Raw genomic sequence first — 18037 nt, 5'->3', positions numbered from 1 at the left:
GGGTCTTCTGGATTTTCATCCCTGGGTTTTCCGGATTGCTTCACGCAGTACCTGGCGGTCGTCGAAGGGACGGACCACCCCGGCGATGTCCTGGCCCTGCTCGTGGCCCTTGCCCGCGACCAGCACGGTGTCCCCGGGCTGCGCCCGGCCGACGGCGGCGGCGATGGCGGCGGCCCGGTCCTCGAAGAGCAGCACCTCGCCGCGTTCGTGCGCGGGCACCGTCGCCGCGCCCTGCAGCATGGTCGCGAGGATCGCTAGGGGGTCCTCGGAGCGGGGGTTGTCGGAGGTCAGCACGGCGGTGTCGGCGAGCCGGGCCACGGCCGCGCCCATCGGGCCCCGCTTGGTGGTGTCCCGGTCACCGCCGCACCCGAGCACGACGTGCACCTGGCCCTTGGTGACCTTGCGCAGCGCCCGCAGGACGGACTCGACGGCGTCCGTCTTGTGGGCGTAGTCGACGACCGCGAGGTAGTCCTGACCGGCGTCCACGCGCTCCAACCGGCCCGGTACGCCCGGCACGGCGGCGACCCCGTCGGCGGCGGTCTGCGGGTCGAGCCCGGCGGCCGCGAGGGCGACGATCGCGGCGAGGGTGTTCGCCACGTTGAAGGGGCCCGGCAGCGGCGACCTGGCGCGGATCCGCTCGCCGCCGGGGCCGGTCACGGTGAACGGCGAGTCCAGCGGGCCCACCTCGACGTCGTCGGCGCGCCAGTCGGCGTCCGGGTGGCCCTCGGCGGAGTAGGTGACGACCGGGACACCGGCCTCGCGGGCGAGCCTGCGGCCGTACTCGTCGTCGATGTTGACCACGCCGAGCCTGCTGCGTTCCGGCGTGAACAACTGCGCCTTGGCCCGGAAGTAGTCCTCCATGTCGGAGTGGAACTCCATGTGTTCCGGGCTGAGGTTGGTGAACACCGCGATGTCGAAGACGCAGCCGTCGACCCGGCCGAGGACCAGCGCGTGGCTGGAGACCTCCATGGCGACCGCCTCGACCCCGCGCTCGCGCATCACGGCGAACAGGGCCTGCAGGTCGGTGGCTTCCGGAGTGGTGCGCTCGGACTTGATGCGCTCGTCGCCGATCCGGGTCTCGACCGTGCCGATGAGCCCGGCGGAACGGCCGGTGCGCAGACCGCCCTCGACGAGATAGGCGGTGGTGGTCTTGCCGGAGGTGCCCGTGATGCCGATCTGGAGCAGCTCCCGGCCCGGGTGGCCGTAGATGGTCGCCGCCAGCTCGCCCATCCGCGCGCGCGGGTCGTCGACGGTGAGCACCGGCAGGCCGGTGGCGGCGGCCCGTTCGGTGCCGGCCGGGTCGGTCAGCACGGCGGCGGCGCCGAGACCGACGGCCTGGGTGACGAAGTCGGCGCCGTGCACGCGGGCGCCGGGCAGGGCGGCGTACAGGTCGCCGGGGCGGACGGCCCGCGAGTCATGGGTGATCCCCGTGACCGCGGCGGCCTCTTCCGGGGCGGTGACACCCAGCTGATCGGCGAGCTCCGCGAGGGGTGTGGCGGAGACCCGTTCCGGCCTGGGCGGCCCCGGGTAGGTCACGGGAACGTCCTTCTGGATGGTTTCAGACTGATCAGCGTGTGGCACGGCGGTGAGCGTACCGGGCGTACCCGCTCCGGAGCGAAGTGAGGGGCGCGGGCTGCTCTGGTTCCCGGGATCGGGGGTGATCGTCGTCACGGCTGGTTCCTGGGGTGCTCGGTGCTCATCAGGGTTTGAAGGTGACCGGGAGCTTCGCGGGCCCGGCTCCCGTCGGCGGGACCTGGAGGGTCTTCAGGGCGAACTCCATCACCTGCTTGTAGACGGGCCCGCAGATCTGGCCGCCGAAGTAGCTGCCCTTGGTGGCGTTCTGGATGGCGCAGTAGACGGTGACGCGGGGTTTGTCCGCGGGCGCGAACCCGGCGAACGACGAGGTGTAGCCGCGGTACCTGCCGGTGTCCGGATCCACGCGGTTGGCGGTGCCGGTCTTGCCCGCGACCCGGTAGCCGGGAATGCGCGCCTTGGTGCCGGTGCCCTCCTCGTCGTCGACGACCGACTCCAGCATCCGGGCGAGCGTCCTGGCCGTCTTCTCGCTCACGACCCGCGTCCTGTCGGGCTCCGGAGCGGGTGTGAAGCGTCCGTCGGGCCCCTTGGTGCCGCGTACGAGGGTGGGTTCGACCCGCATGCCGCCGTTGGCGATGGTCGAGTACACGGAGGCCGCCTGCATGGCGTTGATGGACACGCCCTGGCCGAAAGGAATCGTGTACTGCTGCGAGGTCGACCACTGCTCCGGCGGCGCGAGGATGCCCTGGGTCTCGCCGGGGAAGCCCAGTCCGGTGTAACCGCCGATGCCGAACGCGCGCAGGTACTTGTGGAGCACCCGGTTGGCCTCCGCCTGCGTCCTGCCGAGCTGGCCGGTGGCCAGGATCGTGCCGATGTTGCTGGACTTGGCGAGCACGCCGTTGAGCGTCAGGTACCAGGTCGGGTGGTCGATGTCGTCCTGGAACAGCCGGTCGCCCCGGTGCAGCCGGTTGGGCACGACCACATGCGTCTGGGGCGTGGCGGCGTTCTCCTCCAGCACGGCGGCCATCGACATGACCTTGGCGGTGGAGCCGGGCTCGAAGGCGTCCTGGAGGGCCGCGTTGCCCATGGCCGTCGCGTCGGCCGTGGTCAGGTCGTTGGGGTCGAAGCCGGGCGAGTTGGCCATCGCGAGGATCTCGCCGGTACGGGTGTCCTGCACGATGACGTAGCCGCGGTCCGCCTCGGACTTCTCCACCTGCTGGGCGATGGCGTCCTGCGCGGCCCACTGGATGTCGCGGTCGATGGTCAGCTCGATGTCGGAGCCGGGCACGGCGGGCGTCTCGGTGGAGCCGACGGTCGGCACCTGCAGGCCCCCGGACTGGGCGTAGCGGATCTTGCCGTCCTCGCCGGCCAGCTCGTCGTTCAGCTGCTGCTCGATACCGCCGCCGCCCTTGCCGTCGGCGTTGACCCAGCCCAGTATCCCGGCGGCCAGATCGCCGTTGGGGTACACGCGCTTGCTGCTGGGCTCGGCGAGGACGCCGCCGAGGACGTTGACGGTGCTGCTGTCGGTCTCCGCCTTGGCGGCGAGCGCGGTCCTCAGGTCCTTGATCTGCTTCCAGACCTGCGGGGTCTGCCGCGCGGCGAGCCTGACGTAGCGGAGCTTGGGGTCCTTCGGCCTGAGCTTGTGGACGAGCTCGGCCTGGTCCTTGCCGAGGATCGGCGCGAGAAGGGCCGCCGCCTGCTCGGGCGCGTCGCCGACCTTCAGCTGCTCGCGGGTGAACAGCGTGGGGTCGGCGGTGATGTCGTACGCGTCCACACTGGTCGCCAGGGCCACGCCGGTGCGGTCGGTGATCTGGCCGCGCTGCGCCGCGAGGGTGTGCACGACGTAGCGGTTCTGCTGGGCCTTGGCGGCGTAGGCACTCGCGTCCACGGCCTGCACCTGGAGCAGCCGGACGACGAAGACCAGCATGACGAGCGTCAGCGCGAAGCCGATCAGCCGCAGCCGGGGGCGGGGGCTGCCGAGCCGGATCCCGCGCGCGGCCGCCGGCCGGGGCGGGCCGGGGCGGCGCGCCGGGCGGGCGCCGGGGCCCGGGCGCCGCCGGCCGGCCAAGCGGTCGGGCCGCGCGGGTCCGGGCACGCGGCGGCGCGGCGGTTCCCTGTCGGTCACTTCCGTCACCTGCCGGAGGGTGTGGTCGGGAGGGGGGAGGGCGTGCTGGCGAGCGTGCGGGGGGCGGTCGGAGCGGCCGGGGCCGCGCTCGGGCGGGCGGGTGAGGCGGGCGCTGCGGTGCCGGGTGCGGAGAGGGTGGGCAGGGGGGCGGTGGGCACGGAGACGGTGGGCACGGGCAGGGGCACGGGCGCCGCGGGCGCGGAGGCGGTGGACATCGCCTCGGGGGCGAGGACGAGGGGCCGGCGCGCGGAGGCCGGTTCGGCGGCGACGGGAGACGGGACGCCCCTGACGGTGCCGTCGGGGCCGAGGAAGGCGGGGTCCGAGCCGGGGACCATGCCGAGCTCGCGGGCGCGCCGCTGGAGGGCTCCGGGGGCGGAGTAGGCGTCGATGTCGCGCTGCAGAGCCTGTTCCTCGTCGGTCAGGCTCCTGGTCTCCTTCTGCAGGTCGTCGAGCTGGAAGGAACCCTCGCTGAGCGCTGAGTTCAGCACGAGCAGGCCGATGAGGCCGCCCCCGAGGAGCAGCACGACGAGGAGGACGAAGGGTGTCCGGGCGGCCTGCCCGCGTCCGGTCGGCAGCAGTTGGGCGAGGCGCGCGGCCCTGCCCCTGAGTTCGGGTTTCCTGCTCACACACCCTCCCCCGCCGTCCCGGTGCCGGACCCGCTCATGTCGTGAGCCGGGATCCCGGACCCCCGCGCCGTCGGCTGCCTCACTCGACGTCCTCCCTGATCCGCTGGGCCCCGCGCAGTCGCGCCGGGGCCGCGCGGCGGTTCTCCGCGATCTCTTCCTCGGTGGGAAGTTCGGCACCACGGGTGAGCAGCTTGAGCCGGGGCTGGTACTGCTCCGGCACCACCGGCAGCCCGGGCGGCGCGGTGCTGGTGGCGCCCGCCGCGAACACCTGCTTGATAAGCCGGTCCTCCAGCGAGTGGTACGACAGCACCGCGATCCGGCCGCCCACGTCCAGCGCCTTGACCGCCGCCGGGATCGCCCGCTCCAGTACCGACAGCTCGCCGTTGACCTCGATGCGCAGGGCCTGGAAGGTGCGCTTGGCCGGGTTGCCCCCGGTGCGCTTGGCGGCCTGCGGCAGCGCGTCCCGGATCAGCTCCACGAGCCGCGCGCTGTTGCTGAACGGCTCCTTCTCGCGCTCGCGTACGACGGCGGCCACGATCCGCTTGGCCTGCTTCTCCTCGCCGTACGCGCGCAGGATCCGCACCAGCTCACCGGCCGGGTAGGTGTTGAGGACCTCGGCGGCGCTGACGCCGGCCGACTGGTCCATGCGCATGTCGAGCGGGGCGTCCTGGGCGTAGGCGAAGCCGCGGTCGGCCTCGTCGAGCTGCATGGAGGAGACCCCGAGGTCGAACAGGACACCCTGCACGCGCGCGATGCCGAGCCTGTCCAGCACCTCGGGCAGCTCGTCGTACACGGCGTGCACGAGGGCGGCGCGCTCCCCGTACGGCGCGAGCCGCTCCCCGGACAGGCGCAGCGCCTCCTTGTCCCGGTCGAGGGCGACGAGGCGGGCCTGGGGGAAACGGCCGAGCAGCGCCTCGCTGTGGCCGCCGAGGCCGAGCGTGCAGTCGACGACCACGGCACCGGGTCGCTCCAGGGCGGGTGCCAGCAGATCCAGGCACCGCTGGAGCATGACCGGGACGTGTCGACTCTGGCTCAAGGGGCCCTCTCAGATCCGGCGGGCGGTACGCACCGCCGGGTCCCCGCCCGCTCGTGAAGGGGAGGCCTGCCGGCGCCGAAAGCGTCAGCCGGCCGGGAGCGGGTGGAGGCCGAGCCGTACGTACGCGCCGCGCACGTGGGAGATCTCCGGCGGCCACGCCGGAATTTCTGGGAACTCGCTGCAGCGGGGAGAGCCTCGCCTCCCGCTTCGCGTCACTTTAGTCCACCCTCTGTCGCGGTCAATCAACCGGCCTGCGCGTCGCGGCGGCGGTCGCCGATCAACCCGCGAACCGGTGAGATCACTCGTAAGGGCGCATACGCGCCACGCTTGTGGGTTAGCTCACATCAAGGCCCGATGACGTTCTTTGTCCCGCCGCACAACAGGAACTGCCCGCCAGTGACCAGTACCGTCATCACCATGACGACTTCTGCATCGGTCCCTGCCGGCTCCGAGGACGCCATAGCCCGCGTCGGCACCGTCACCGACCGCCTTGTCGAGGCCAACGGCAAGTACGCGGCCGCCTTCGCCGACCCCGGCCTGGGAGCCGCCCCGGTCCTCCAGCTGGCTGTCGTGGCCTGTATGGACGCCCGCCTCGACCTCTACCCCGCGCTCGGCCTCGAGCTGGGCGACTGCCACATCATCCGCAACGCCGGCGGTGTGGTCACCGACGACGTGATCCGCTCGCTCGCCATCAGCCAGCGCAAGCTGGGCACGCGCGGCGTCGTCCTCGTCCACCACACCGGCTGCGGCCTGGAGAGCCTCACCGAGGACTTCCGCACCGAACTGGAGGCCGAGGTCGGCCAGCGTCCCGCCTGGGCGGTGGAGTCCTTCACGGACGTCGACCAGGACGTCCGGCAGTCGATGCGGCGGGTGCGCACCTCGCCCTTCCTGCTCCACACCGACGACGTGCGCGGCTTCGTGTTCGACGTGCGGACCGGCCTGCTGCGCGAGATCGACCCCGCGTGACCGCCGCCCGGGCTCTCGTTCTTCGGGAGTCCCGGGCACAGGGCGGAACAAATTGCCGTAAGACCCGACATATCGCTGCCAGTTGTCCACAGTCGAGTGACACGAATCGGTAACGGCGGCAAGAATGCGGGTGGTGGCGTCGCGCGGAGTTCAGCACGCGTGGTGTCCGTGTTTTCGGGGTGGGCCGGATATGCATCGCAGAGCGTCGGCCCGTAAGCAAGAACGGGCCGAGGAGGGCCGGGTGACGACCTATGACGATCGAGCGAGCCTCACTGATCTGACTGCCACTGCGGATCGGGTCCGCGGTGCGGTGGAGGAAGTGATCGAGGGCAAGCCCGAGGTCGTGCGGCTTTCGCTGACCGTGCTGCTCGCCGAGGGACATCTTCTGATCGAGGATGTCCCCGGCGTGGGCAAGACGATGCTCGCCAAGACGCTGGCCCGGTCCATCGACTGTTCCGTGCGGCGCATCCAGTTCACGCCCGACCTGCTGCCCTCGGACATCACCGGTGTGTCCATCTGGGACCAGCAGCGCCGGGACTTCGAGTTCAAGCCGGGCGCGATCTTCGCCCAGATCGTGATCGGCGACGAGATCAACCGCGCCTCGCCGAAGACCCAGTCCGCGCTGCTGGAGTCGATGGAGGAGCGCCAGGTCACGATCGACGGGCAGACCTACGAGCTGCCCAGCCCCTTCATGGTGGTCGCCACGCAGAACCCGGTGGAGATGGAGGGCACCTACCCGCTCCCCGAGGCTCAGCGCGACCGCTTCATGGCCCGTGTCTCGATCGGCTACCCGAGTGCCGAGGCCGAGCTCCAGATGCTCGACGTGCACGGCGGGGTGAGCCCGCTGGACGACCTCCAGCCGGTGGCGCACGCGCACGAGATCGTGAAGCTGATCGAGGCGGTGCGCGGCGTGCACGTCGCCGAGACCGTCCGGCGCTACGCGGTGGACCTGGTCGCCGCCACCCGCACCCACCCCGACCTCAGACTCGGCGCCTCCCCGCGCGCGACGCTGCACCTGCTGCGCGCGGCGAAGGCCGCGGCGGCCCTCGGCGGCCGGGACTACGCGCTGCCGGACGACGTGCAGGCCCTCGCGGTGGCCGTGCTGTCCCACCGCCTGCTGCCCACCGCGCAGGCCCAGCTCAACCGCCGTACGGCTGAGCAGGTCGTCCAGGAGATCCTGCAGCGCACACCGGTGCCCTCGACGCCCCAGCAGAACGCTTTCGGCGGCCTGGGCCACGGCGCACAGGCCTACGGCCAGCAGCCGCCCCGGAGGCTGTGATGACCGTCCCGGCGGGCCCGGTGCCCGCCGACCCCGACCGGGGTGACAAAGGCGGTGTGCGCACGGCTCTGGCCGGACTGACCACCCGCGGCCGCTCCTTCCTGGCCGCCGGAGTGGCCGCGGCGGTCTGCGCCTACGTCCTCGGCCAGAGCGACCTGCTCCGGGTCGGGCTGCTGCTGGCGGCGCTGCCCCTGGTGTGCGCGACGGTGCTGTACCGCACGCGCTACCGGGTGGCGGGCACCCGCAGGCTGTCCCCCGCGCGCGTGCCCGCAGGTGCCGAGTCCCGGGTCCATCTGCGGATGGACAACGTCTCGCGGCTGCCGACCGGCCTGCTGATGCTGCAGGACCGCGTGCCGTACGTGCTCGGCCCCCGCCCCCGCTTCGTGCTCGACCGCGTCGAGCCGGGCGGCCGCCGCGAGGTGTCCTACCGCGTCCGCTCGGACCTGCGCGGCCGGTACCCCCTGGGCCCGCTCCAGTTGCGCCTGACCGACCCGTTCGGGATGTGCGAGCTGACCCGGTCCTTCTCGACGTACGACACCCTGACGGTGATCCCGGGCGTGGAGCCGCTACCGCCGGTGCGGCTCACCGGGGAGGCGAAGGGGTACGGCGACGGGCGGCTGCGTTCGCTGGCACTGGCCGGCGAGGACGACGTGATCCCGCGCGGCTACCGCCACGGCGACGACCTGCGCCGGGTGCACTGGCGCTCCACCGCCCGCTACGGCGAGCTGATGGTGCGCCGCGAGGAGCAGCCGCAGCGCTCCCGCTGCACGGTGCTGCTCGACACCCGGGGCGCCGGCTTCGCGGGCGCCGGCCCCGACTCGGCCTTCGAGTGGGCCGTGGCGGGCACCGCGTCCGTGCTGGTGCACATGCTCGAACGGGGCTTCTCGGTGCGGCTGCTCACGGACACCGGCAACTCGGTGCCCGGCGAGGGCGCGGACGGTTTCGCGGGGGCGAGCCAGGAGTCGGCCGACGCGGCCGGGCTGATGATGGACACCCTCGCGGTGATCGACCACTCCGACGGCACCGGTCTGTCGCGGGCCTACGACGTGCTGCGCGGCGGCCACGAGGGGCTGCTCGTGGCCTTCTTCGGGGACCTCGACGAGGAGCAGGCCGCGGTGGCCGCCCGGATGCGCCAGCGCACCGGAGGCGCGGTCGCCTTCGTCCTGGACAGCGCGGACTGGGTGCGGGAACCGACGGACCCGCCCCGCCCGTTGGACGGGCGGGAGGAGCGGCTGCGGAGGCTGCGCGAGGCCGGATGGACGGCCGTGCGCGTGTCGCGGGGCGCCCCGCTGCACGACCTGTGGCGCCAGGCGGAGCGTGAGCGCACCGGCGTCGTGGCGGCGAGCGGCACGGCCGACGGGGAGGGGCGGTCATGAGCGGGCAGGCGCGGATGGCGCTGTCTGCCACGGCGGCGACGCTGTTGGCCTCGTGCGCACTGCTGCCGCTGGTCGACCAGGTCTCGTGGTTCCTGCAGGCGGCCGTTGTGCTGGCGGTCCAGACGGGAGTGGGCGCGGCGGCCCGGCGGGTGCCGCTCGCCCGCCCGCTGACGGTGACCGTGCAGGCCCTGGTCCTGCTGATGCTGCTGACCCTGGTCTTCGCCCCGCAGTACGCGATCGCCGGGGTGATCCCCGGCCCCGACGCGTTCGTACACTTCGCCGACCTGCTCCGGCAGGGCACCCAGGACGTCGGGCGGTACGCGATCCCGGCCCCGCTGACCGACGGCATCAAGCTGATGCTGGTCGGCGGTGTCCTCGTGATCGGGCTGGCGGTGGACGTGCTCGCGGTGACCTTCCGCAGCGCCGCCCCCGCCGGGCTGCCCCTGCTCGCGCTGTACTCGGTCGCCGCGGGGCTGTCCGACGGCGCCGGTGGCTGGGTGTGGTTCCTGATCGCGGCGGCCGGCTATCTGATGCTGCTGCTCGCCGAGGGCCGGGACCGGCTGGCGCAGTGGGGCCGGGTCTTCGGCGGGGCACAGCGAGGCCCGGGCGGGGAGCCGGGCGGCCCGGTGGCGCCGGTGCGTACGGGGCGGCGGATCGGCGTGTTCGCGCTGGGCATAGCCCTGGCGGTGCCCCTCGCCCTGCCCACGATGAACGGCGGCCTGCTGGACCCCGCCGGTACGGGCGTCGGCACCGGCAGCGAGAACGGCGGCACGATCTCGGCGGTGAATCCGCTGGTCTCCCTGCGCGACAGCCTGAACGTCGAGGAGGACCGCACGGTCCTCACGATGCGTACGAGCACGGGCGACCTCGCCGGCATGTACCTGCGGATCGTGTCCCTGGACGACTTCGACGGCACCACCTGGAAGCCCTCCCGGCGGAACATCGTCGCGGTGCCGGACGAGCTGCCGACGCCCGCCGGCCTGGGCCCGGACATCCGGCGCACCGAGGTCCGCACCCGCATCGCGGCCGCGGACTCCTACGCGCAGGACTGGCTGCCGATGCCCTACCCGCCGAGCGGCGTGCAGATCGACGGCAACTGGCGCTACGAGCCGGTGGGCATGACGCTCGTCGGCGACCACGGCCAGACCACCCGTGGCGCCACCTACGAGGTGACCAGCCTCGCCGTGCAGCCGACCGCCGAGCAGCTGGCCTCGGCGCCCGCGCCGCCCGCCGCCCTCGCGCGCGAGTTCACCCAGGTGCCGGACTCGCTGCCGGGCGTCGTGGCGCGGACGGCCCGTGAGATCACGGCCGAGGCGAAGACCCCGTACGAGCAGGCGGTCGCGCTCCAGGAGTACTTCGCCGTGAACGGCGGGTTCCAGTACGACACCGAGGTGCAGGCCGGCAGCGGCTCCCAGGCGATCGCCCGCTTCCTGCGGGACAAGCGGGGCTTCTGCGTGCACTTCTCCTTCTCGATGGCGTCGATGGCCCGCACGCTCGGCATACCCGCCCGGGTCGCGGTGGGCTTCGCGCCGGGTACGGCGCAGGGCGACGGCACGGTGACGGTGGGGCTGCGGGACGCGCACGCGTGGCCCGAGCTGTACTTCGAGGGCGTGGGATGGACCCGCTTCGAGCCGACGCCGAGCCGGGGGTCGACGCCCGCGTACACCCAGCCCGAGGTGCCCAGCGGCATTCCCGACCTGCCGGAGGCCTCGCGCCCGGCGGACTCGGCCCCGTCGGCCGAGCCGTCGACGAGCGCGAGCTGCTCCGCGCAGGACAGGCGGCTCGAGATGTGCGGCGGCGCGCTGCCGCTGGACCCGGGCTCCCCGGACGACGAAGGCCGCCCCTGGTACGGGACAGCGGGCTGGACGCTGCTGGCCGTCGCGGTGATCGTGCTGCCGCTGCTGCCCATGCTGTGGCGGGTCAGACGGCGGTCGGTGCGGCTGGCCTCGGCCAGGCACACCGGCTCCGCGCCCCAGGGCGTGCCCGCCCGCAGCAGGGGCGGCGCGGGCGGCGGCGAGGGCGTCGAGGTGACCGCCCGCGCCGTGGAGCCGGACGAGCGGCTCGCCGCCCAGGTGGCCGCCGGGCATGTCCTGGCCGCCTGGCGCGAACTGACGGACACCGCCTGGGACTACGGCATCGCGCCGGACGAGGCGCTGACCCCGCGCAAGGCTGCCGCGCGGATCGTGCGGCTCGGGCATCTGGACGACCCGGCGACCAGGTCGGTGCACCGGGTGGCCGGTGCCGTGGAGCAGGTGCTGTTCGCACCCGACCCGCACGCGGAGGCCGGGCTGGCGGACGACGTACGCCGGCTGCGGCAGGCGCTGCGCTCCCGGGCCGGCTGGCGGACCCGGATCCGTGCGGTCGTGCTGCCGCGCTCGGCCGTCCGGGCGGTGTGGGACCTCAGCGACCGGTGGCTGGCCGTGAAGGGCCGCGTGGCGACCGGCTGGGCCGCGGCCCTGGCGCGCCGTCCGTTCGGTCAGCACAGCGGCTGAACGGCGGGAATCGAGTAGGAGGGACGGGTTGCCCGTCCCTCCTCTCACACCACCGGACATGCGCGCCACGCATCCGGCGGTTCATCCAGCTGATCTCAAACGTTGCCAGGTCGGCTTGAGCATGCGCAGGCCGAGGTCGTCCCAGTGAGAGTTGGGCATCGCCCGCTGAAGGACGGCCGATCCCGCGATCCGCCAGTAACCCTTGCCGCTGCCCGCCCACTCGCGGGCCTTCCACTCGGCTACACCAAGTGCGCGGAGGTTCCTGAACCGGGCCCCGGGGAGCTTCCATTCCTTCCAGCGGATCTGCCGCATCCTGCGGCGGAACCACTCGTCCAGCCCCCGGAACACCTTCGGGGTGTCCGCGAGCTGGAAGTAGCCCATCCATCCGGTGGTGAAGCGATTGATCTTCGCGATGCGATCATCCATCGCGATGCTCCACCGGCGCGAGGTCAGCTCCCGCAGCCGGTCCTTCAGGCGTTTGACCGCCTTCGGATCAACCCGGATCCTGACCCCGGCCCGGGTGAGGACTCCTGCTCCCGGTGAACGTCCTCCGTGGAGTGCGCCGACCGGTCACTACGCTCCGCCGGGACACTCCCGGAATGCACCGGTCCCTTCCCGGTCGGCAGCGCCGAAGCGGACTTGCTGCGGTCCACGTGACCAGCACGAGCAACCACCACATCACCCGTTCCACTCGATGTTCGGCCCTTCCCAGCCACCCTGCTCACCCCGGCTGGTACTACGGCCTCTGCTGACTTCTGCCAGGTCAGAGCCGACCTCCCGGCCCACTCCGTCGGCGCGGCGACACCTCAGCACAACCGACACCCGGACAGATCTCCCCAGGTAAGAACGATCACTGTCCCTGGGTCCCCGCCGCGTTTACGCACTGGCCTTCTTGGCAGTGACGGGCATCGCCTTGCCATGCAGGCTCACCCGACCAGCACGCCTCATACACGGTTCGTGTTCCTCGGTACCCAGGTCTCGCCTCGGGCTTCCTCCAGACCCCACCTCACGATGACGCCCTTGCCTCCGGCTCGGGGTTGGCACCACCTCTTCCCCCAGGGGACTTCCACCCCCAAGCAATCGCCCATGCTGGGCGCACTGCGTGAGGGGCCACCGCCCGGCGGGCGGTGGCCCCTCACCTCTGTCCGTGGGAGCTGTGGTCGGATCAGTGGCCCTGTTGTTCGTCGCGGCGTCGCTGCCAGCGCTGTTCGATGCGATCCATCATCGAGCGCCGCTGACGTTCCTGACGACCGGCGTGGGGGGCACCCGCGGCAGGCTGCTCGCCCGGCTTGGGAGCCTTGCGCCAACCGGTCACGGCGAGTACCGCGCAGCCCAGCATGACGAGGAAGCCCACCACGCTGAGCCAGACCTGCTTGGCGACCATTCCGGCCATGAGGAGCGCGATACCTACGAGGAAGCCCGCGACCGCCTGGTAGACCCGTCGCCGGGTGTACGTACGCAGCCCGCTTCCCTCAAGCGCTGTCGCGAACTTGGGATCTTCGGCGTACAGCGCTCGCTCCATCTGCTCGAGCATGCGCTGCTCGTGCTCTGAGAGCGGCACGGAGTCCTCCTCATCGTGCAGTCGCCGGGGCGACCCGGGGGGTCCCTTCAGGATAGGCAGGGAATCGCCCCCGTGAAACCCGCCCCTCTACGCCAATTGGCCAACCGGAACCCGCCATGCCCGGACCGGCCCGCTGAGGTTGACATTCCCCGGCGGCCGACCCGTCATGCCGGGCGGTCTCCCTCGATCATACGGCGGGAACGCCCCGATCGGGGGGCCTGTGGCGTACTCCATCCGCAAGCAACCCGCTGATCAGCGGCGTCCCACAGGAGCCGCTCAGGCCCCGGCGGACCCTTGGGTCTCACCGAGCACATGAAGCTGCGTGGCCACCGCGTGGAACGCGGGCAGCTCGGCCGCGGCGGCCTCCAGCTTGAGCAGCGCCTCCATGGCACCGGGCTCGGTGTCCACCAGGACACCGGGCACCAGATCGGCGAAGACCCGGACGCCGTGCACGGCGCCCACGGCCAGGCCGGCGCCTTGGACCAGGCCGGTGAGCTGCTCGGCGGTGAAGCGGCGCGGCATCGGGTCACCCGAACCCCAGCGTCCGTTCGGGTCGTCGAGGGCCTGCCTGGCCTCCGTGAAGTGGCCCGCGAGGGCCCGCGCGAGAACGGCGCCGCCCAGACCGGCGGCGAGCAGGCTGAGGACACCGTCGGGCCGCAGCGCGGCCACCGCGTTGCGGATGCCCTCGGCCGGGTCGTCCACGTACTCCAGGACGCCGTGGCACAGCACCGCGTCGTACGCGCCGCGCTCGACCACGTCGAACAGGCCGCGGGCGTCGCCCTGCACGCCCTTCACCCGGTCGGCGACGCCGGCCTCGGCGGCGCGCCGCTCGAGGGCGAACAGCGCGTTGGGGCTGGGGTCCACGACGGTGACCCGGTGGCCGAGACTCGCGACCGGCACGGCGAACTTGCCGCTGCCGCCCCCGGTGTCGAGGACGTCCAGCGACTCCCGGCCCGTGGCCTTGACCCGGCGGTCCAGGGCGTCCTGGAGCACCTCCCACACCACGGCGGTACGCAGAGCGGTGCGCGGACGAGGGTCGGAGCGCAGCGACGCCGCTGGAGCGTGGTGGTGGGAGGCGGGCGGGCGCATCGGGTCCGACACGGCAGTTGACTCCTCGGCGCGGCACCGCCCTCGTGCGGGGCGGAGCGAACGGGCTGCCTCACCCGCCCCGGGTGCGGGAGGGAAGGCTTCAGGCGCCTTCCACCCTATTGCCTCCGGCGCGCCGGCCGGTCACCGCGACGGCCGCACCTTCCCCCTGACCACCAGTGGTTCCGCCATCGGGCACCCGCGGTGCGTCAGCCGGCGTCGGGCATGCCGCGGCCGGGGCCGCGATCCCGCGCCGCCTCCGCGTCCACGTCCGCGCGGGGCGGCGGGAGGACCGGCTGGAGCACCAGCATCCGCTCGACGAGGCGGAGGAACGTCGCCACGTCACGTATCAGGTCGTCGGCGTCCCGACGGCTGGCCGCGCCCTGGATGCCCGCCTCGGCCCGGGCGCGGCGCCGGGCCCCCGATGCGAACAGCGCGCTCCACTCGGTGAGCTCGGGCGCGATTTCGGGGAGCACTTCCCAGGCGCTCCTGATCCGGGCCCGGCGCCGGGGGCTGGTCTCCGGGCGGCCCCGCGCGGCCAGCACGGCGGCGGCGGTGCGCAGGGCGGCGAGGTGGGCGAGGGCGTAGCGCTCGTTCGGCGTTTCGAGGGCTGTCGCCTCGTCGAGCCCGGTGCGGGCCTGGGCGAGCAGGTCGAGGGCGGCGGGCGGGGCCGTGGCCCGGCGGAGCACGGGGTGCACGTCGCTCGCCGGGCCGGTCAGTGAGGGGGCAGGGCCGGTGGCGCGGCGCCGGCGGGCGGCGGCTGCGGACGAGTTGGCCATGACGAACCTCCTGTCGTCTGGGTGACGGCACGCCCTCACACGGGGTGCCGTATGTGCCCATCGTGAGGTATGGCACTGACAATCCTTTCTGACCTGGGCTTTTGCTTCGATCGCAGGTTCGGGTTAGCTTTTGCACTGACCAGTCAGTTCAAATGGTTCGATTCGGAAACACCTGGGGGCACTGTGGGGGGACCCGTGACGGGACTCGCCGTCACCGCCCGCGACTTCGGGCTCGAGGGGCCCCGCGGCTGGGCCTTCCGCGGCCTCACCTTCGCCGCGGAACCCGGCTCGCTGATCGCGATCGAGGGTCCGTCGGGGTCGGGCCGCACGAGCCTGCTGCTCGCGCTCACCGGACGGATGAAGGCGACCGAGGGGACGGCGCAGGTGGGCGACGCCCGGCTGCCGAAGCAGATGGCGGCCCTGCGCCGGGTCAGCGCGCTCGCGCACGTCCCCGGCGTCACCGATCTCGACCCGGCGCTGACCGTGGGGGAGCACCTGCGCGAAAGGGCACTGCTGCAGCGCAGGTTCGGCGTCTCGCTGCGGGGTCTGCTGCGGCCGCGTGCCGAGCGCGCGAACGAGGCGCGGCTGAGGATCGACGCCGCCCTGACCGCCGCCGGGCTCGACCGGGAGGCCCTGCCGAAGGGGTCCCGGACCGCCGTACGCGACCTGGAGCGGGTGGAGGCGCTGCGGCTGTCCGTCGCGCTGGCGCTCGTCGGGCGGCCCCGGCTGCTCGGCGTCGACGACACCGACCTCAAGCTCTCCGACGCCGAGCGGGCCGAGGTGTGGGCGCTGCTCAGGTCGATCACCGAGGCCGGGACGACGGTACTCGCCGTGTGCAGCGAGGCCCCCGGGGAGGCCGTGGCGCTGTCCACCGGGCGGGCCGGGAGCGACGTACCGGAGCAGTCCGCGGACGACGCCCCGCACGCAGGCGACGACCGGGACGCCGGCGGCGCATCGGGCGACGGGGACGGCGGGAACGACGAGGACGGCGGGAACGACGGGGACGACGGGGACGACGGGGACGACGGGGGCACGGTCCGCGACGGCCTGGTGGCCCGCGACGAGACGAAGGAGGCGGCGGATGCGTTCGCCGAGGCTGGCCGCGCTTGAGCTGCGGCGGTTCGGCCGGGGGAAGCTGCCCCGGGCCGCCCTGGTGGCGCTTCTGCTGCTGCCGCTGTTGTACGGCGCGCTGTACCTGTGGTCCTTCTGGGACCCCTACGGCCGCCTGGACCGGCTCCCCGTGGCGCTGGTGAACGACGACAGGGGCGCGACCGCCGACGGGAAGAAGGTCGAGGCGGGCGACGACATCGTGGCGGGGCTGCGGGACAGCGAGGTCTTCGACTGGCACGAGGTGAGCGCCGAGGACGCGCGCGCGGGCGTCGAGGACGGCACGTACTACCTGTCGCTGACCATGCCGGCCGACTTCAGCGAGCGCATCGCCTCCAGTTCGGGCGACTCCCCCGAGACGGGCGCTCTCCAGGTCCGTACGAACGACGCGAACAACTACATCGTCGGGCAGATATCACGGACGGTGTTCAGCGAGGTGCGCACGGCGGCGTCCACCAAGGCGTCGCGGTCCTTCCTGGACCGGATCTTCATCTCGTTCTCCGACATCCACGGCGAGACGGTGAAGGCGGCAGGCGGCGCCGACCAGCTCAAGAGCGGCATCGGCACGGCCGAGAAGGGCTCCAAGGACCTCGCCGACGGCCTGAAGGAGGCCAAGGACGGCAGTGGGGACCTCTCCTCGGGCCTGACGAAGCTCACCACCGGCGCCAGTGACCTGAAGGACGGTTCGGCACAGGTCTCGCAGGGTACGCAGACGCTCGCCGACCAGGTCAACGGCATCGCGGACAAGCTGGGTCCCTTCCTCCAGGAGAACGAGAGGACCATCGGTGACACGGCGGTGCTGGTCGCCGACTCGTCCGCCGCGATCCGCGACAACCTCGACGCGCTGGTGAAGCGGGCGCCGGCCGCCGCCACGGGAGCGCATCTGGCATCCGACGCGCTGAGCGACATCCACAAGCGGCGCTGCGAGACCCCCGTGCTGCCCGACGCCGCCTGCTCCGACCTGGAGAAGGCCATGGACTCGGCGGCCGACGTGGCGACGATCGCGGACGACCTCAACACCGTGATCAGCGGCTACGACGATGACATGGACGCGCTCGACGGCCATCTGGCCACCCTGGAGCAGCAGGCCCGGGAGCTCGCGAAGGACGCCCCGCACCTCTCGGAGGACCTGGACGAGGCCGTCGCGAAGATCAACAAGCTGAACGAGGGTGCCGGAAAGGTCGCCAAGGGCGCCAAGGCACTGCACACGGGACTGGGCACCGCCCGGACGGGTGCGGTGGACCTCGACACGGGCGTCGGCGAGCTCAAGACGGGCGCGGACGACCTCAGCGGAGGCATGTTCAAGCTGGTCGACGGCTCGGTGAAGCTCGCGAACGGGCTGCATGACGGCGCGGAGCAGATCCCCGACTACGACAGGCGGGAGCGCGACGCGCGCACCGAGATCATGGCGGACCCGGTCCAGCTGGCCTCCAAGTCCCTGTACGAGGCGCCCAACTACGGCACCGGTTTCGCCCCGTACTTCATCCCGCTGTCCCTGTGGGTGGGCGCGATGGTGGCGTACATGCTGATCGCGCCGCTCAACCGGCGGGCGCTGGCCACCGGTGCCTCGGCCTGGCGGATCGCGCTGGCGGGCTGGCTGCCGGTCCTGGCGATCGGCGTGCTCCAGACGGTGGCGCTGATGGCGGTGCTGCACTGGGCGGTCGGCCTGGAGATGGTGCGGGCGGCCGGCACGGTGGGCTTCCTGTTCCTGGTGACGGCGTGCTTCGCGGCGATCGTCCAGTGGCTGAACGCGCGCTTCGGGGCCGCGGGGCGGATCCTGGTGCTCGCGCTGCTGATGCTGCAACTGACGTCCGCGGGCGGCACGTACCCCGTGCAGACCAGTCCGGGCTTCTTCAACGCGCTGCACCCGTTCCTGCCGATGAGCTACGTCGTCGAGGCGCTCCGGAGGCTCATCACGGGTGGTGGCCTCGGTCCCGTCTGGCACGCGTGCGTGGTGCTCGCCGCGTTCACCGTGGGCGCCCTCGCGCTGACCGCGCTGTCGGCACGCCGCCGCCAGGTGTGGACGCTGGACCGGCTGCACCCGGAGCTGAGCCTGTGACCTCGTCGGCTG

General features: G+C 72.8%; 14 protein-coding genes. 6 read left to right on the top strand and 8 right to left on the bottom strand.

The genetic code is table 11. The features are described from left to right. Window positions 1-15: 15 nt before the first annotated feature. The 4 genes from ACGF8A_RS14575 to rsmH all read right to left on the bottom strand — a co-directional run bounded on the left by ACGF8A_RS14575 (window position 16) and on the right by rsmH (window position 5320). Entirely contained in the window at window positions 16-1536 is a 1521-nt protein-coding gene (locus ACGF8A_RS14575) for a UDP-N-acetylmuramoyl-L-alanyl-D-glutamate--2,6-diaminopimelate ligase (RefSeq protein ID WP_393107888.1), read from the bottom strand. A 163-nt stretch (window positions 1537-1699) separates the two neighbouring features. Continuing rightward, the gene (locus ACGF8A_RS14570; RefSeq protein ID WP_393108082.1) at window positions 1700-3658 is read right to left on the bottom strand and encodes a peptidoglycan D,D-transpeptidase FtsI family protein; all 1959 of its coding nucleotides are present in this window, start codon (window positions 3656-3658) and stop codon (window positions 1700-1702) included. Between the two features lie 5 nt (window positions 3659-3663). Further along, window positions 3664-4284, bottom strand: a complete 621-nt coding sequence (locus ACGF8A_RS14565) for a septum formation initiator family protein (RefSeq protein WP_393107886.1) — start codon at window positions 4282-4284, stop codon at window positions 3664-3666. 79 nt (window positions 4285-4363) lie between these two features. Beyond that, the gene (gene rsmH / locus ACGF8A_RS14560; RefSeq protein WP_393107884.1) at window positions 4364-5320 is read right to left on the bottom strand and encodes a 16S rRNA (cytosine(1402)-N(4))-methyltransferase RsmH; all 957 of its coding nucleotides are present in this window, start codon (window positions 5318-5320) and stop codon (window positions 4364-4366) included. A gap of 354 nt (window positions 5321-5674) precedes the next feature. On the opposite strand from rsmH, the gene ACGF8A_RS14555 reads away from it, so the two are divergent. The 4 genes from ACGF8A_RS14555 to ACGF8A_RS14540 all read left to right on the top strand — a co-directional run bounded on the left by ACGF8A_RS14555 (window position 5675) and on the right by ACGF8A_RS14540 (window position 11433). Continuing rightward, complete coding sequence (locus tag ACGF8A_RS14555; protein ID WP_393107882.1) at window positions 5675-6286, top strand: beta-class carbonic anhydrase; 612 nt, start codon at window positions 5675-5677, stop codon at window positions 6284-6286. A 241-nt stretch (window positions 6287-6527) separates the two neighbouring features. Beyond that, window positions 6528-7565: an AAA family ATPase gene (locus ACGF8A_RS14550; protein ID WP_393107880.1), complete on the top strand. Its 1038-nt coding sequence runs from the start codon at window positions 6528-6530 to the stop codon at window positions 7563-7565. Beyond that, window positions 7565-8941 (top strand): DUF58 domain-containing protein, encoded by a 1377-nt coding sequence (locus ACGF8A_RS14545; protein WP_393107878.1) that lies wholly within the window; start codon window positions 7565-7567, stop codon window positions 8939-8941. The genes ACGF8A_RS14550 and ACGF8A_RS14545 overlap by 1 nt, the downstream gene beginning before the upstream one ends. After that, the gene (locus tag ACGF8A_RS14540) at window positions 8938-11433 is read left to right on the top strand and encodes a DUF3488 and DUF4129 domain-containing transglutaminase family protein (protein WP_393107876.1); all 2496 of its coding nucleotides are present in this window, start codon (window positions 8938-8940) and stop codon (window positions 11431-11433) included. Before ACGF8A_RS14545 ends, ACGF8A_RS14540 begins: the two co-directional genes overlap by 4 nt. 81 nt (window positions 11434-11514) lie before the next feature. Here the strand turns inward: ACGF8A_RS14540 and ACGF8A_RS14535 are convergent, their stop codons facing one another. The 4 genes from ACGF8A_RS14535 to ACGF8A_RS14520 all read right to left on the bottom strand — a co-directional run bounded on the left by ACGF8A_RS14535 (window position 11515) and on the right by ACGF8A_RS14520 (window position 14859). Further along, the gene (locus tag ACGF8A_RS14535) at window positions 11515-11907 is read right to left on the bottom strand and encodes a group II intron maturase-specific domain-containing protein (protein ID WP_393108080.1); all 393 of its coding nucleotides are present in this window, start codon (window positions 11905-11907) and stop codon (window positions 11515-11517) included. 691 nt (window positions 11908-12598) lie between these two features. Further along, window positions 12599-12994 (bottom strand): DUF3040 domain-containing protein, encoded by a 396-nt coding sequence (locus ACGF8A_RS14530; RefSeq protein WP_393107874.1) that lies wholly within the window; start codon window positions 12992-12994, stop codon window positions 12599-12601. A 276-nt stretch (window positions 12995-13270) separates the two neighbouring features. Further along, complete coding sequence (locus ACGF8A_RS14525) at window positions 13271-14095, bottom strand: methyltransferase (RefSeq protein ID WP_393107872.1); 825 nt, start codon at window positions 14093-14095, stop codon at window positions 13271-13273. Between the two features lie 194 nt (window positions 14096-14289). Further along, entirely contained in the window at window positions 14290-14859 is a 570-nt protein-coding gene (locus ACGF8A_RS14520) for an SAV_6107 family HEPN domain-containing protein (RefSeq protein ID WP_393107870.1), read from the bottom strand. Window positions 14860-15054: 195 nt separating this feature from the next. Between ACGF8A_RS14520 and ACGF8A_RS14515 the strand changes: the two genes are divergently transcribed. Together ACGF8A_RS14515 and ACGF8A_RS14510 are read left to right on the top strand one after the other, a co-directional pair. Continuing rightward, entirely contained in the window at window positions 15055-15969 is a 915-nt protein-coding gene (locus tag ACGF8A_RS14515) for an ATP-binding cassette domain-containing protein (RefSeq protein ID WP_393107868.1), read from the top strand. Beyond that, window positions 15941-18025, top strand: a complete 2085-nt coding sequence (locus ACGF8A_RS14510; protein ID WP_393107866.1) for a YhgE/Pip family protein — start codon at window positions 15941-15943, stop codon at window positions 18023-18025. The genes ACGF8A_RS14515 and ACGF8A_RS14510 overlap by 29 nt, the downstream gene beginning before the upstream one ends. Window positions 18026-18037: the final 12 nt, after the last annotated feature.

The organism is Streptomyces sp. NPDC047706, assembly GCF_043204795.1.
Taxonomy (GTDB): Bacteria; Actinomycetota; Actinomycetes; order Streptomycetales; family Streptomycetaceae; genus Streptomyces.
Note: the sequence above shows the minus strand (reverse complement) of the source record. Positions and strands in the feature narration are given on the sequence as shown.